The following is a 14,628-nucleotide window of genomic DNA, read 5'->3' as shown; positions in this document are numbered from 1 at the left end:
CGGTGACTCACGAGTACGGTCGACAGCGGCCTTCCAGCCCGTGAAAGGACTGTCGAGCAAATGGCGGACGAGCCCCGGCGCAGCGTGGTGCGCAGGCTGCTCAGCGTCCTGGCGACCTTTGACGCGGCGACGCCGACGCTGTCGCTGACGGAGATCGCGGCCCGGACGGAACTGCCATTGCCTACGGCGCACCGGTTTCTGGCCGAGCTGACCACGGGCGGATGGCTGGAAAGGCTGCCGGACGGCAGGTATCGGGTTGGGTCAAGGATGTGGAAGCTGGGGGCGCTGGCACCCGGCTACCGGAACCTGCGGGACCTTGCCCTGCCGTACATGCAAGATCTCCAGGAGGCGACCAGGGAGAACGTGCAGCTGGCGGTGCTGGACGGCCGGACGGCGCTGTGTGTGGAGAACATCAACGGCAATGGATCGACGGCGGCGAAGACCCGCATCGGCGGACGATTGCCGTTACATGCCACGGGAGTGGGCAAAGTGCTGCTGGCGGCGGCCGGCGGGGAGCTGCTGACAGCGTTGGCGGAGAAGGGATTCCGGCGCTTCACGCGGTACACGATCATCGAGCCGAACCGGCTGGCCAGCACGCTGGAGACGGTAAGGGACGAACAGATGGCCTACTCCCGCGAGGAAATGACGCTGGGCGCGTGCTCGGTGGCCGCACCGGTGACGGCGGGCAGCAAGGTGGTGGCGGCGGTGTCGATCGTGACCACCGCGTCGGTCGACATCGACCGCCTGGCCTTCGCGGTCCGCACGGCGGCCAGCGGCATCTCCAGGCAGACCAGAATGCTATGACCGGCTCAACGCGCCGAGCCCGGAACGCAGGTAGTAGGCCCAATAACCGAGGTTGGCGCCGTAGCGGGAGCGCAGTTTCCGGTGGTCGTAGCCGGGACCGTAGACCTCGGTGATGGCTTCGGCGAAAGCGGGCATGTCGAGCGGGACGTGGTCCATCCGGCCGAGGCCGCGCAAGAGGATCATGCCGGCGGAGAACTCGCCGACGCCGGTGATGGCCCGCAGGGCACGGTCGGCCTGGATGTAACTTGCACTGCGCAGATAGTCCTCGCCGATGTCGAGCAGACCGGCGACGAGGTTGGCCAGGTAGCGCCCCTTGCGTTCGTTGCGCACGAGGGCGGCCCACTCGGCGGCGGAAACGCCGTGGAGGTCGGTCAGCTCGGGGAAGGCGATGAACTCCAAACCGTCGTGGGAGATCCGACGGCCGAACTCCTCGACGATCCGGCGTTTGTGGCTCAGTGAAACGGGCTGCGGGGTGCGCTGGGTCAGCACGGCCCACACGCCGACCTCGGCCAACGTGAGGAAGCGGACGTGGTGCAGGCCCCGCATGTCCTGGACCAGGCGGGCGTAGCCGGGGTGGTCGGAAGCGGCCTTGGCGTAGAAGTCGGCGAGGTCGTCGGAGAGGCTGAGGTAGTCGCTGATCTTGCGCAGGACCGGCCCGGTGTCGGTGCCGGGACGGTCGGAAAACAGCTGGTAGGCGACGCCGTCGGGGTGGGGCGTCACGTGGAAGACGTACGCCTGGCCATCGACGGCGACGGCCTTGGTGATGCTGTCCTCGGTCATCACCTGGTCGCCCCGGCAGGCGCCGAAGCCCTGGAGGAAACGGATCGAGGTGCGCAGGTCGAAGGGCTGGCAGGCGGGCAAGGTTCCGGTGTCCATGGCGACCACGCTACGAGCCATGTAGGTCAGATCCTGTCCCATATAGTCGACGGCATGACGGACACGCCGGCCCGGCTGCTCAGGCTGCTGTCGCTGCTCCAGATGCCCCGGGAGTGGTCGGGCCGCGAGCTGGCCGAACGGCTGGGCGTCAGCCCGCGCACGATCCGCCGCGACATCGACCGGCTGCGGGAACTGGACTACCCGGTACAGGCGTCGATGGGGGCGGAGGGTGGCTACCGGCTGGCCGCCGGCCAGGCGATGCCGCCGCTGCTGCTGGACGACGAGGAGGCGGTGGCGATCGCGGTCGGCCTGCGCGCGGCGGCGGGCCAGGCGGTGGACGGCATCGAGGAGGCCTCGGTACGGGCGCTGGCCAAGCTGTCCCAGGTGCTGCCTTCCCGGCTACGGCGGCGAGTCGAGGCGCTGAGTCTGGCGACGCAGGCATTGCTCGGCAGCGACGGGCCGACGGTCGAGCCGGACGACCTGGCCGCGATCTCGGCGGCCATCGCCAGCGGCGAGCGGCTGCGGTTCCGCTACGGGGACCCGGACGTCGGCCGGCACGTGGAGCCGCACCGGCTCGTCGCCACGCAACGAAAGTGGTACTTGGTGGCGTGGGACCTGGACCGGGCCGACTGGCGGATCTTCCGCGTGGACCGGCTGGAGAAGCCGAGCCCGACCGGGGCCAAGATCACGCCTCGCGACATACCGGCCGAGGACGCGGCGGCCTACGTGTCGAGCAAGCTGTTCGGCCGCTCCCCCGGCTACCAGGCGGTGATCACGCTGCACGCCCCGATCGACGCGGTCCGCCGCCGGATGGGTGGCACGAAAGCGGACCTGGTGGCGTTGGACGCCACCAACTGCCGACTTCGCGCCACCTCCGACTCGGTGCGCTGGATCGCCTTCCGGGTGCTCACGCTGGACTGCGACTTCACCGTGGAGCAGCCGGCCGAGCTGCGGGACTACCTCCGCACGCTGAGCTCCAGGACAGCCCGCGCTGCCGGCACGGACGGATAGCCGGCCAGCCGTTGACCGAATCGGTTCAGCTTGCGAGGATTACCGCTGCCTCCGCCAGAGTGACGCTTCCGGAGGTGTACCCATGATCCGGTTCCCAGCCCTGCTGGGTTCGGTGGCGCTGGCCGTGACCTGCCTGGCCGCGCCCGCGGCCCAGGCGGCGACCAAGGCCGGGCCGGCGGTGACGGTCGGCCAGGCCACCAACGGCCACGTCGGCCAGGACTTCGCCGGCTTCAGCTATGAGAAGGACCGCGTCGGCGCGGGCATGTTCGACGCCAAGGACACCGACCTGGTGCGGCTGTTCCGGCTGCTCGGCCCGAACTCGCTGCGCATCGGGGCCAACCTGGTCGACCTGACGCCGTGGAACCCGACCGGGGCCGGCGGCTCTGCCACCGAGGTGGCTCCGCCGGACGTGCAGAAACTGGCCGGCTTCGTCAAGGCGACCGGCTGGCACGTGATCTACGGCCTCAACCTCAAGACCGGCACGCCGGCGCTCGCGGCCGACGAGGCGGCGGTGGCGGCCAAGGCGCTCGGCGACAGCCTGACCGCGTTCGAGATCGGCAACGAGCCGAACTTCTACCGCACCGAGGCGGCCTACGAGGCCTCGTACGAGTCCTTCGTCTCGGCCATCAAGGCCAAGGTGCCGGGCGCCGTCTTCGACGGTCCCGGCGTGACCAACGGCCAGAACGCGTGGCTGACCCCGTTCTCCACCAAGGAGAAGGCCAACGGGCTGAAGATCCTCACTATGCACAGCTACATCGGCGACATGACCACCGGCACCATCGACGGCATGCTCGCCTCCAACGGCAAGGGCTACGAGGAGAAGGACGAGACCGCGCTGCAGAACGCCAAGGCGGCCAACCAGATCCCGCAGTGGCGGATGAGCGAGGCCAACTCCTACTACCACGGCGGCACCGCCGGCGTGAGCAACGTGCAGGCGGCTTCCTTGTGGTCGCTGGACTTCATGTACGGCATCGCGGCGCACAACGGTGACGGCGTGAACTTCCACGGCGGCACCTCGACGCAGTGGCCGCTGAACTACTCGCCGATCAAGTACGACGGCCTGGTCCCGGTGGGCGTGCAGGGCGATTTCTACGGCGAACTGCTGTGGACGCTGGCCGGCACGGGCGCGCTGCACCCGGCGACCGTCACCGGCGCGACCAACGTGACGGCCTGGGGCATCGGCAACAACGTCATCGTCAACAACAAGGGCACCTCGGCGCAGACGTTCACGGTGACCCTGCGCTCGACGGCGATGATGGCCACCGAGTACGTGCTGACCGCGCCGTCGCTGAACTCGACGGCGATCACCATCGCCGGCTCGGGTGTGGACAAGAGCGGCTCGTTCCACCCGGCGCCGAAGCTCGTCGGCGTGCACGGCCACACGGTGACGATCACCGTGCCGGCCGGTAGCGCCGCACTGCTCAAGACAATCTGATCCACTGCCACATGCGCTTCCCATTTGCGTCTCCGCGGCAAGTGGGAAGCGCATGTGCGACATCAGGACACTGCGCCGAGGATGACGTCGCGCAGCCAGCGCTGCGCGGGATCGGCGTCCAGACGGGCGTGCCACATCATGGTGACCTCCACCTCCGGCAACCCTCCGGGGATGGGAAACGACCGCACGCCAACGGTTTCGCCATACATGGCGGCCAGACGTGACGGCACCATGCCGATCAGCCCGCTCGACGCCACCAGATGCAGGGCCACCACGAAGGTCGGCACGACGGCGGCGACATGCCGTTGCCGCCCAACGGCTTCCAGCACGTCGTCGAGCGGTCCGCGGGACCGGCCCCGACGTGACGCCGAGACGTGCGGATGCCGGCACAGCTGGGCCAGGGTCGGCCGTCGGCTCAGCGGGCTGTCCGCCCGGACGACGCCGACCAGATGTTCCCGGTACAGGGCCAAAGTGCGGATGTCCGGGGCGATGTCGTCGACCACGCCGATGTCGATGTCGATCGAGCCGTCACGCAAGGCCTCGGTGCTCTCGCTGCCCTCGGCGACGAAACGCAGCACCACACCGGGCGCGACGGCCGCGACGGCGTCCATCACGGCCGTGACGAGCGTGGCGGCCACGCCATCGTTGATACGCAAGGTGAAAGTCCGCTTGAGGTCGGCGACCGAGACCTCGCGGTCGGCGCTGATCAGCGCGGCGGCCTCGTCCAGCAGTGACCGCACGCGAGGCGCGGTGCGCAGCGCGAACGGCGTCGGGGCCATGCCACGGCCGGCCCGCACCAGGATCGGGTCGTCCATGGCCCGCCGCAGCCGGCCCAACGCCCGGCTCGTGGCCGGGATGGACAGGTGCAGGCGCTCAGCCGCGCCCGTCACGCTGCCGTCCTGGAGCAGGGCGTCGAACACGCGCAGCAGATTCAGGTCGAGTTCCATAGTTGCAGCGTACGCAACTATCCATTGTCATCTTTGCGTGGCACGACCGGTCGGAGCGCTCCTAGCGTTGGTGGCACGACAACGAAGGAGGGCCACCATGCCGAACACCGGTGACCAACTCGCGGTGGTCAGCCAGGGCGCCGCCACCGTCACCCTGCTGGACGCCGTCGACCACGGCGCGCGGACGGTGCTGACCGTGCCGGCCCAGCCGCACGAGCTGCTGTTCGACGCCGAGCATCGCCTGCTGTACTGCACCACCACGTATCACGACGGCTACTACGACAAGAATGCCGGCCGCAACCACCAGCTCACCGTGATCGACCCGGACGGCGGGAAGATCATCGAGGTGCTGGACCTGTCGCCCGAGCACGGCCCGCACGGGCTGGCGCTGGACGCGGCCCGGCGACTGCTCTACGTCAGCGTCGAGGCCGGGCCGGCCGGCACCGGCGGGGTGGTCGTGCTGGACACGGTCAGCCGTCGTGTGCTGCGGCGGATCGACACGCTGGCCCCCGGTCCGCACTGGTTCGCCATCAACGGAGACCTCGGCTACGCCACCAACAAAGAAGCCCCGTACGTCACGGTCGTCGAACTGGCCACCGGCGCGCTGGTGGACAAGATCGCCGTGCCGGGCAGTGAGGGCATCGCGGTCAGCCCCGACGGCTCGACGATCGCCGTGGCCGCACCGAAGGCCAGTACCCGCGGCGCGGAGCCGGGCGTGCGGTTGATCGACACCCGGACCGGCACGATCGTGCGGACGCTGCCGACCGAACGGTTCGTGATCCCGGTGCACTGGACGTCGACCGGCCTGCTGCTGGCCGGCGAGCTCGGGCCGAACGGCGTCGCGTTCGGCCCGAACCAACAGTCCGACGGCCGATTGACGGTGTGGGCCGGGCCGTCGCCGACCACCGTCGAGCCGGTCGGCTCGGCCCCGGCCGGCGCCGGCGCGCTCACCCTGACGTCCTCGCCCGAGGGCGATCGGGCTTATCTGGCCGGCATTTTCGACTCCACGGTGACCGTGGTCGACCTGGCCGTGCCGACCCGGCCGACGGTGCTGGACACCCTCGCCATCCCGCGCGGCGGCATCGCCGGCGCGCACGGATTGGCCTACATCCCAGCGGCCTGACGGGAGCCGGGGCGCAGCGTCAGCTTCGCCCCGGTCCAGCGGGACCGGAACATGCGGTCGCTGGAGACGGCGACCACGGCCCCGGCGTAGTGCTCCAGGGCGACCTCCAACTCCTCGGCCAGCACGGGCGGCAAACCAAGCGTCGGCTCGTCGAGCAGTAGAACGTCCACTGAGGACGCCAGCAGTCGGGCAAGGTCCAGGCGCCGCAGGCGATCCCGGGACAGTGCGCCGACCGACGTTGACAGCTCGGTGTCGTCGAACAGGCCCAGGGACAGCAGCCGTTCGGCGTGCTCGTCGAACGTGCCTTGCCGGCCACGGGCGAACATCGCCAGCACGGAGCGATCCGGCGTCCGCACAACGCATTCCCGCGGCAGGTACCCAATCCGTCCACTGCGGACGATCGAACCCGCGCCCGGCCGGCGTTGTCCGGCGAGTACGGACAGCAGCTGCGATGCGCCGGAACCGTCCACCAGCAAACGAGATCCCGGTTCGAGGTGAAGCCGGCCGACGTTCGGCAGACCGCTGGCGACGAGACCGCCGGAGTTGTGGGTCTCGAACCGCATCGGGTCGGGTGGCCGGGGCACGGGGTCGTGCCACAGGTGGTCGGCCCCGCGTTCGATCGCCGTGACCCAGGCGAGGTACTCCCGCTCCCAACGCTTGCGGGCGGACCACTTCTCGGCCAGGTAGCCGGCATAACCGTGGCGGTAGCGGGTGATCCGCGGCCCGTCGACCTCGATGATGCTGGTGGCGAAGCGATCGAGCAGCAGTCGATCGTGCGTCGCCACCACCATCCGGTCGCCGTCCGGCACGTCGACAGGATCGTCGAGCGTCAGCAGATCCGGGGCGGACAGCTGGCGCAGCAGAGCAGATCGGTGCTCGCCGACGACGCCGACCCGGTCACCGGGACGGACCGCGAGCTGAGCAGGCGCAAGGGAAACAGCAGTCATGGGGACACCTACCGCGAGTCAAGCATGCGGACATACCCGCCGGGTCGACGCCTCGGACGCGGGCCTGGGGTAAGCAGGTGTCAGCTCAACATGATGTGCCAAAAATGGCAGCCCGCCGATCACGCCGTCAATCGAATATCCGGCGGCGCAGGTGCTCGGCCGTCGGCGCGTTGATCCCGGCGGCCACCGCCCGGTCGAACGCGACGCGGGCGGAGTCTTTATCCCCCAAGCGATGCAGCAGCTCGGCCCGGCTGGCGTGCCACCACGGGTACGCGTCGAGACCGGTGATCGCGTCGACCAGCGCCAACCCGGCCTCAGCCCCGTCCCGCTCGGCCACGGCGGCGGCCCGGTTGAGCCGGACCACCGACGTGTCGTGCACGGTCAGCAGCACGTCGTACCAGGACACGACCGAGTCCCAGTTGGTCTCGTCGTAAGACGGGGCCAACGCGTGACAGGCGGCGATGGCGGCCTGCACGACGTAGCGATCGGGCCGGTCGGGCGTCCGCCGCAACGCGACGCCGACCAGCTCAACCCCCTCCTTGATCGCGGCGCCGTCCCACAGCGACCGGTCCTGATCGGCCAGCAGCACCGTGCCGGCTCGGGCCGCCCGACGGGATTCCTGCAACAGCATCAACGCCAGCAGACCCAGCACGGTCGGCTCGTCCGGCATCAGCTCGGCCAGCACCCGCCCGAGCCGGATCGCCTCCGCCGCAAGCAAAGGCCGGCCGTCGTAGCCCTCGTTGAAGATCAGGTAGACGGTGGTGGCCACCCCGGCCAGCCGGTCCGGCAACTCCTCGGCCGCCGGCACCCGGTACGGGATGCCGGCTCCGGTGATCTTCTGCTTGGCCCGCACCAGCCGCTTGGCCATGGTCGCCTCGGGCACCAGCAGACCCCGCGCCACCTCGGCCGTCGACAGGCCGGCCAGCGTGCGCAGGGCCAGCGCCACCTGCGCGTCCAGTGACAGAAACGGGTGGCAGCAGGTGAAAACCAGCCGCAGCAGGTCGTCCCGGACCTCCTCCGGGGCCTCGTCCACGGGAGGCTCCATCGCGGCGGCCTCCTTGTCCGTACGGCGTCCCTCGCGGCGGATGTGGTCGATGGCCTGGCGCTTGGCCGTGACCAGCAGCCAGGCCCGCGGATTGGCCGGCACGCCGTCGCGCGGCCAGGTCTCCAGCGCCCGCACCACCGCGTCCTGGGTGGCGTCCTCGGCCAGGTCGACGCTGCCGGTGACGCGGATCAGCGTGGCCAGCACGCGAGCCCGTTCCTCGCGTACCAGCCGCGCGACCGCGTCACCGGCGGTGGTCACGAGAACTGGACGATCGGCCGGACCTCGACGACCCCGCCGTTCCAGGCCGCCGGGATCTGCGCCGCCGTCTTCACGGCCTCCTCCAGGTCGGCGCATTCCAGCACGTAGTAGCCGGTCAGCGCCTCCTTGGTCTCGGCGTACGGGCCGTCGGTGGTCAGCACGTCGCCGCCCTTGCCGCCGCTGACCCGCACGGTGGTGGCGGTGGCGGTCGGGTAGAGGGCGTTGCCGCCGCGCAGCACGGCCGCCGCGGCCCGGTTGAACTCGGCGTACTCCCCGCTCATCTCGGCGGGCTTGGACTGGTCCCAGTCCATTTCGGGGGTGTAGATCAGGGCGAGGTACGTGGTCATGGCTGCTCCCGAGTGATGCGGGCCGGCTCTGTCCGCCGACCGACACCCTAAGGACGAACGGCCGGGACCGCCCATGGACACCCCGCCGAAAAAATCTTCAGCGGCGTCGGCGGGGCGTCAGGCGCACGCCGGGCAGCGGCGGGGCCGGGATGCGCGCGCCGTCGTGGCCGCGGACCACGCCGAAGCGGTCGCCGTCCTCCCACTCGGCCCGGGCCGCGGCGATGTCGTCGTGGCTGCGGCCGACGAAGTTCCACCACATGACCAGGTCGTCCTCGTACGGAGCGCCGCCGAGCAAGATCGCCCTGGCGCCGCTGTCACTCGTCACGGTGACGTGGTCGCGGTTGGTGCCGAGGTAGAGCATCGGCCCGGACGGCAGGTCGTGTCCTAGCGCTGCTAGCGAACCATCGACGACGACCAGGGCGTGTTCGAAGTCGGTCCGCAGCGGCACGGTCGCGGTGTCGCCAGGGGCGAGCGAGAAATCGGCCCCGACCAGCGGACTGTACGTGGTGGCCGGTGACGTGACGTCGCCGATGGAGCCGATGAACACCCGGGCCCGCAGGCTGTGGTCGGTGAAGACCGGCAGGTCGGCGTGCTGTTCGAAGGACGGGGCGACGGCGTCGGCGGCGGCCGGCAGGGCCAGCCACAGCTGGAGGCCGTCGAGCAGCGGCCGGTCGCCGAGGGAGAACTCGGAGTGCGAGATGCCCCGGCCGGCGGTCATCAGGTTGAGCTGCCCCGGCTTGATCAGCACGTCGCTGCCGAGGCTGTCGCGGTGCCGGACCTCGCCGGCGAACGGCCAGGTCACGGTCTGCAGGCCGGTGTGCGGATGGGGCAGCACGGTCATGTCGTCGTGCTGCGGCCCGAACCGGTCCAGGAAGCACCAGGCCCCGACGGTGGGCAGCGTGCGGTGCGGCAGCAGGCGGTCGACCTTGATCGCCCGCAGGCCGCCGAGCGGCACGGCCCGCGCCTCGAGCAGCCGGACGTCCTCGACGGCGACATCGGACGTCTCAAGGGATGGATTGGTGCACTGGTTGCTCATCGCCCGGCCCCTGTCAGAAGTGCGCTGGTCACCACTATGACAGGGCCGGGCTCAGTTCACGCAGGTGACGCCGGTGGCGGTGATCGACGGCGGGTTGGTCGTGGTGTCCGGGATGATCGGCGACTTGCGGCTGCCGTCGGCCGCCGCCTTGCCGGTCGGCGACGAGGGCGGAGTGTCCGTTGTGGACGTCGGCGGCGTTGCCGGCCCGTCGCCGAACTTGTCGGCCACGAAGGCCTGCACCTGCTCGGGGTCGACCTGCACGGCGTCGCCGTCGGCCGGCGTCCAGTAGGTGATGTTGACGATCGGGATGGTGTCGAACGTGATATTGCCGCCGGAGATGCCCTGCACCTGCTGGGCGAACTGCAACAGGTTCCAGTCCTGGTCCAGCACGATGGAGTTCTGCATGGCGGTGATGATGTCGTTGAGCTTGCTGGGACTGGTCAACGTGCCGACCGACAGCAGCTGGTGCACGGCCGAGGCCAGGAACGCCTGCTGACGGCGTTCGCGGTCGATGTCGCCGTTGTCCAGCCCGTGGCGCTGGCGCACGAACTGCAACGCCTGCACGCCGGACAGGGTCTGCTGGCCGGCCGGGAACACCGCGCCGGAGTACTCGCTGTCGTCGACCGCGTGGTTCAGGCACACCGGCACGCCGCCGAGCGCCTGGCTGATCAGGTCGAAGCCGTACAGGTTGATCTCGGCGTAGTGGTCGATGGTGACGCCGGTGAACTTCTCCACCGTCTGGATCAACGTCTTGCGGCCCTCGGTCTGCGAGCCGCCGTGGTTGTTCATGCCGATCGAGTACGCCGAGTTGATCTTGTGCTTGCCGTAGCCGCCGGCGATGTCCACGTACGAGTCGCGCGGGATGGAGATGGCCGACGCCTTGCCGCCGTCGCCCGGCACGTGCACCACGATCAGCGTGTCGGTGTTCAGGAAGTGGTCGTCCGGGCCGGCGTGCAGCGAGGCCAGCACGTCCGGCGGCAGCGGATTGCCGTGCACGTCGGTGCGGCTGTCGATGCCGACCAGCAGGAAGTTGGTGTCCTGCCCGTCCTGGTGCTGAATGGTGGCCGGCGCGGCCGGCGGCGTGTGGTGCTCGATCACGTTGTCGGTGGTGAGGTGCGCCTGGGCCTGGCTGAGCAGGCTCCAGCCGTAGCCGGACAGGCCGATCACGGCGACCGAGGCCACCGCGACCACGGTTCTGCCCGTGACCACGGCGGGTCTGACTGAGCGCACTGTTCCTCCCCGGCTTCGTACTCCCCCACCACGGCTGACGCCGGTGCCCCCGATCCGGTTGCCTGTGTTCTGCGACGCAACCCATCGCCCGGGTCCGACGTCTCTACCCTGAACGGGACGATGTGAAGAGGGAGCATGGAAACCGAGACGACGACCGCGCGTCCGTGGGGACTGCCCTGGTGGGCAGCGATCCTGTTGCCGCTGGTGACCACCGCGGCCGGCGCCTACGCGGACCTGACGTTCAACCACGGCCTCGGCCTGCCGTTCCAGTGCGCGTATGCGGGCGGCTGTGTGCTGGCCGTGCTGCTGGTGCGGCGGCGCAATCTGTTCGGCCCGATGGTGCAGCCGCCGCTGATCCTGCTGTTCACCGCGGCGCCGGTGGCGATGCTGATGAGCGGCACCGGCCTCGGCTCGCAGCTCGTGAGCCAGGCGCTGGCCTTCACCGTGCCGCTGGTGAACAACTTCGAGTGGCAGGCCGGTGTGACCGTCGCCACCGTGGTCATCGGCCTGATCCGGCTGATCCTCACCCGCAAGCGCCCGCCGGCCCCGGAGCCGGCCGAGCCCGCGGAACCCGAGCCCGCCGCCGTCTGAGCCCCGACATGACAGTAAGGGGGCCTTCCTGCACTCGGAGTGCAGGAAGGCCCCCTTACTGCCGTTGCCAGTCGGTCAGCAGGTCAGGTTGCCGCCGGGCGAGACACCCAGCATCGAGGCGTACTGCTGGTACAGGTTGACCCGGTCCTGCATCTCGGCGGTGTTGTTGCCGTTGCACTCCAGGCCGCCGTTGATGGCCCGGATGGTCGCGCCGAAGCCGTTGCCGTTGACCATGGCGTTGTGCGAGGTGACGCCGCCCGCGCCGGTGCCGGTGAACCAGTACCAGAGGCCGGTCATCCAGGCCACGGACGCGTCCTGCTCGACCAGGTACGGGTTGCCCAGCAGGTTCACGCCCAGGTAGTCGCCGGCCGCCTTGTAGTTGAAGTTCCAGCTCAGCTGGAGCGGACCGCGGCCGTAGTAGGCGTACGTGCCGGCCGGGCAGCCGTAGGACTGGCTGGTGTCGCAGTAGTTGCCCGACTTGTCGATCTCCGTCACGTAGACCAGGTGGCCGGTCTCGTGGCTCACGTTGGCCAGGAAGGCCGCGGCCTCCTGCTTCTGCGTGGTGTCGCTGCCGGTGCTGGCGAAGCCGGGGAACTTGGCGATCGCCGCGGTCAGGCCGGCGTAGGTGTAGAACGAGTTCCGGCTCGGAAACATCTGGTTGAACTGGGTCTCGCTCACCGGGAACGTGCCGGTGCCGCCACCACCGCCGCCGCCACCGCCGGTGCAGGAGAACGGCGACCAGTACCAGGTGCTGATGGTCGGGTCGTAGCCCGGATTGTCGTGCGTGGCCTGGTAGTACTGGCTGTTGGCCGGGTAGCGCACGATGTTGCCGGTGACGTAGTTGGTGCCGGCGGCCCAGTCCGGGTAGCTACAGGTGGTTCCGCCGCCACCGCCGCCGCCCGATCCGCCGGTACAGCTGCCCTGGTCGGCCCAGACTCCGGAGCCGCCGGTGCTCGGCGCCTCACCCTGGGTCCACCACTTGGCCTGCCAGTTGTGGCTGTTGTAGGACGCGGACATGCCGCCGGTGTAGACCTGGGTGGCGCTGTACGCGGCGGCGCAGGTGGCCGCGTTCGCGGTCGCGGGGGCCACGACCGCGATGGTCGCGGCCACGGCGACGGTGGCCAGTCCCGCCAGAATTCGTCGTAACGACAAGCCGATCACTCCTCGACGCGCAGGGGTGCGTTGGCCCGGGGAGGACAAAGCACGGCGGGAGTGGCGGCTGCACCGACGCTTTCCCCTGTGGGCAAGGGCCACTCAATCCGATTGGTCTATACCAGTCAAGAGTGTGAACGTCGGATTGGGCCGAACGGCCCTGCCGATTAGGCGTTACGGCCGCGCAGCAGCGAAGCCAGGGCCGCGATCGTGGCCATGATCGCCGCCGCGCCGAAAACGGTCAGCAGGCCCTGATGGAACGGACCGGACACCAGCTGCGGGAAGAACTCCTTACCTGTCAAGGCAGCGACGTGCTCGGGCGGCAATGTGGTCAGCACGCCGCTGGGGCCCAGCAGGTGGGCGATCGGGTTGTCGCCGAGGAAGGCCGCGAACAGCGTGCTCACCGGCGGCAGCTCGGCGATGGATCGCGCGGTGCTTTCGGGAACTCCTTGCGCGGTCAGGCCGGCGGTGAGCGTGGTCGGCAGCGACGAGGCAAGGCCGACGATCATCAGCGAGAAGAACACGCCGATGGACAAGGACGTTCCGGAGTTCTGGAAGGTTGATCGCATACCGGACGCGACGCCGCGATCGGCGGCCGGCACCGCGCCCATGATCGCCGAGGTGTTGGGCGCGGAGAACATGCCCTGCCCGGCGCCGCTGACGAACAGCAGCAGCGCGAACAGCGGGTACGGGAAGTTCACCGGCAGCGCCAGCAGGCCGAGAAAGGCCAGCACCACAAGGACAAGGCCGCCGGTGGCGAACAGTCGTGCGCCGAACCGGTCGGACAGGAAGCCGGCGATCGGGCCGGCGACGAGGAAGCCGAAGGTGAGCGGCAGCAGGTAGATGCCGGCCCACAGCGGCGTGTCCTCGAAGTCGTAGCCGTGCAGGGGAAGCCAGATACCCTGCAACCAGATGATCAGCATGAACTGCATGCCGCCACGGGCCACCGCGGTCAGCAGCGCGGCGATGTTGCCGGCGGCGAAGGCCCTGACCTTGAACAGGCCCAACCGGAACATGGGTTGGCGGATGCGGGTCTCGGCGATGCAGAACACGATCAACAGCGCCAAGCCGAGTCCGAGTCCACCTAGGACGGTCGGGCTGGTCCAGCCGGTCGCATGTCCGCCGTAGGGCTGGATTCCGTACGTGATGGCGGCCAGCAGCGCGCCGGTGCCGGTGGTGAAGGTGAGCGTGCCGACCCAGTCGATGCGGGCCGGCTGGGGCGTACGGGTCTCGCGCAGGCTGCGGTAGGACCAGATCGTGCCGAGCACGCCGATGGGCACGCTCACCCAGAACACCGCGTGCCAGTCGATCACGGCCAGGAAGCCGCCGGCCAGCAGGCCGATGAACTGCCCGGCCAGTGCGGTGATCTGGTTGATACCCAAGGCGGTTCCGCGCTGGTTGGCCGGGAACGCGTCGGTGATGATCGCCGCCGAGTTGCCCGTCAGCATCGCGCCGCCGAACGCCTGCACGACGCGCCAGCCGATCAGCCAGAGCGCGCCGGGCGCGCCCATGAACGGATCCAGTGACAGGGCAATGGATGCGGCGGCGAAGATGGCGAAGCCCATGTTGTACATGCGGACCCGACCGAACATGTCGCCGAGCCGGCCGAGCGCCACCACCAGCACCGCGGACACCAGCAGGTAGCCAAGGATCATCCACAGCAGGTAGCTGATGTTGCCGGGGGCCAGCGGATCCAGGCCGATGCCGCGGAAGATCGCCGGCAGCGAGATGATCACGATCGAGCCGTCCACGGTGGCGATGAACACGCCCATCGTGGTGTTGGACAGCGCGATCCACTTGTACCGGTCGCCGACCGCCGGCGCCTG

14 protein-coding genes are annotated in these 14,628 nt (G+C 69.7%); 5 read left to right on the top strand and 9 right to left on the bottom strand.

All coding sequences use genetic code 11. The annotated features are described in order from the left end of the window. Nucleotides 1–60 precede the first annotated feature (60 nt). Nucleotides 61–804 (top strand): IclR family transcriptional regulator, encoded by a 744-nt coding sequence (locus tag M3Q35_RS41425; RefSeq protein ID WP_273938044.1) that lies wholly within the window; start codon nucleotides 61–63, stop codon nucleotides 802–804. On the opposite strand, the gene M3Q35_RS41420 is transcribed toward M3Q35_RS41425, so the two are convergent. Further along, nucleotides 799–1,680 (bottom strand): DNA-3-methyladenine glycosylase family protein, encoded by an 882-nt coding sequence (locus M3Q35_RS41420; RefSeq protein WP_273938043.1) that lies wholly within the window; start codon nucleotides 1,678–1,680, stop codon nucleotides 799–801. The two genes, M3Q35_RS41425 and M3Q35_RS41420, sit on opposite strands and share 6 nt — an antisense overlap. Nucleotides 1,681–1,734: 54 nt before the next feature. Between M3Q35_RS41420 and M3Q35_RS41415 the strand changes: the two genes are divergently transcribed. Continuing rightward, a complete protein-coding gene (locus tag M3Q35_RS41415) occupies nucleotides 1,735–2,691 on the top strand; it encodes a helix-turn-helix transcriptional regulator (protein WP_273938042.1) in 957 nt (318 codons plus the stop codon). An 82-nt stretch (nucleotides 2,692–2,773) separates the two neighbouring features. Then, on the top strand, nucleotides 2,774–4,126 hold the full coding sequence (locus tag M3Q35_RS41410; RefSeq protein WP_273938041.1) for a hypothetical protein: 1,353 nt from the start codon (nucleotides 2,774–2,776) through the stop codon (nucleotides 4,124–4,126). Nucleotides 4,127–4,188: 62 nt separating this feature from the next. Here the strand turns inward: M3Q35_RS41410 and M3Q35_RS41405 are convergent, their stop codons facing one another. Continuing rightward, complete coding sequence (locus M3Q35_RS41405; protein WP_273938040.1) at nucleotides 4,189–5,073, bottom strand: LysR family transcriptional regulator; 885 nt, start codon at nucleotides 5,071–5,073, stop codon at nucleotides 4,189–4,191. A 97-nt stretch (nucleotides 5,074–5,170) separates the two neighbouring features. Between M3Q35_RS41405 and M3Q35_RS41400 the strand changes: the two genes are divergently transcribed. After that, on the top strand, nucleotides 5,171–6,196 hold the full coding sequence (locus tag M3Q35_RS41400) for a YncE family protein (protein ID WP_273938039.1): 1,026 nt from the start codon (nucleotides 5,171–5,173) through the stop codon (nucleotides 6,194–6,196). Here the strand turns inward: M3Q35_RS41400 and M3Q35_RS41395 are convergent. The 5 genes from M3Q35_RS41395 to M3Q35_RS41375 all read right to left on the bottom strand — a co-directional run bounded on the left by M3Q35_RS41395 (nucleotide 6,178) and on the right by M3Q35_RS41375 (nucleotide 11,059). Beyond that, nucleotides 6,178–7,143 (bottom strand): ATP-binding cassette domain-containing protein, encoded by a 966-nt coding sequence (locus M3Q35_RS41395; RefSeq protein WP_273938038.1) that lies wholly within the window; start codon nucleotides 7,141–7,143, stop codon nucleotides 6,178–6,180. The genes M3Q35_RS41400 and M3Q35_RS41395 overlap by 19 nt on opposite strands. Before the next feature lie 127 nt (nucleotides 7,144–7,270). After that, complete coding sequence (locus M3Q35_RS41390) at nucleotides 7,271–8,446, bottom strand: RNA polymerase sigma factor (protein ID WP_273938037.1); 1,176 nt, start codon at nucleotides 8,444–8,446, stop codon at nucleotides 7,271–7,273. After that, complete coding sequence (locus M3Q35_RS41385; protein WP_273938036.1) at nucleotides 8,443–8,793, bottom strand: YciI family protein; 351 nt, start codon at nucleotides 8,791–8,793, stop codon at nucleotides 8,443–8,445. Before M3Q35_RS41385 ends, M3Q35_RS41390 begins: the two co-directional genes overlap by 4 nt. Before the next feature lie 97 nt (nucleotides 8,794–8,890). Next, the gene (locus M3Q35_RS41380) at nucleotides 8,891–9,829 is read right to left on the bottom strand and encodes a pirin family protein (RefSeq protein ID WP_273938035.1); all 939 of its coding nucleotides are present in this window, start codon (nucleotides 9,827–9,829) and stop codon (nucleotides 8,891–8,893) included. A gap of 51 nt (nucleotides 9,830–9,880) precedes the next feature. Then, on the bottom strand, nucleotides 9,881–11,059 hold the full coding sequence (locus M3Q35_RS41375) for an LCP family protein (RefSeq protein ID WP_273938034.1): 1,179 nt from the start codon (nucleotides 11,057–11,059) through the stop codon (nucleotides 9,881–9,883). Between the two features lie 135 nt (nucleotides 11,060–11,194). Here M3Q35_RS41375 and M3Q35_RS41370 point away from each other — a divergent pair, with 135 nt between their 5' ends. Then, nucleotides 11,195–11,650 (top strand): DUF6542 domain-containing protein, encoded by a 456-nt coding sequence (locus M3Q35_RS41370; protein ID WP_273938033.1) that lies wholly within the window; start codon nucleotides 11,195–11,197, stop codon nucleotides 11,648–11,650. 75 nt (nucleotides 11,651–11,725) lie between these two features. Here M3Q35_RS41370 and M3Q35_RS41365 read toward each other — a convergent pair whose 3' ends face one another. Both M3Q35_RS41365 and M3Q35_RS41360 read right to left on the bottom strand, forming a co-directional pair. Continuing rightward, nucleotides 11,726–12,802 (bottom strand): glycoside hydrolase family 19 protein, encoded by a 1,077-nt coding sequence (locus M3Q35_RS41365; protein WP_273938032.1) that lies wholly within the window; start codon nucleotides 12,800–12,802, stop codon nucleotides 11,726–11,728. A gap of 167 nt (nucleotides 12,803–12,969) precedes the next feature. Beyond that, nucleotides 12,970–14,574, bottom strand: a complete 1,605-nt coding sequence (locus M3Q35_RS41360) for an MFS transporter (RefSeq protein WP_273944670.1) — start codon at nucleotides 14,572–14,574, stop codon at nucleotides 12,970–12,972. Nucleotides 14,575–14,628: the final 54 nt, after the last annotated feature.

It is taken from the genome of Kutzneria chonburiensis (assembly GCF_028622115.1).
GTDB lineage: Bacteria > Actinomycetota > Actinomycetes > Mycobacteriales > Pseudonocardiaceae > Kutzneria > Kutzneria chonburiensis.
Note: the sequence above shows the minus strand (reverse complement) of the source record. Positions and strands in the feature narration are given on the sequence as shown.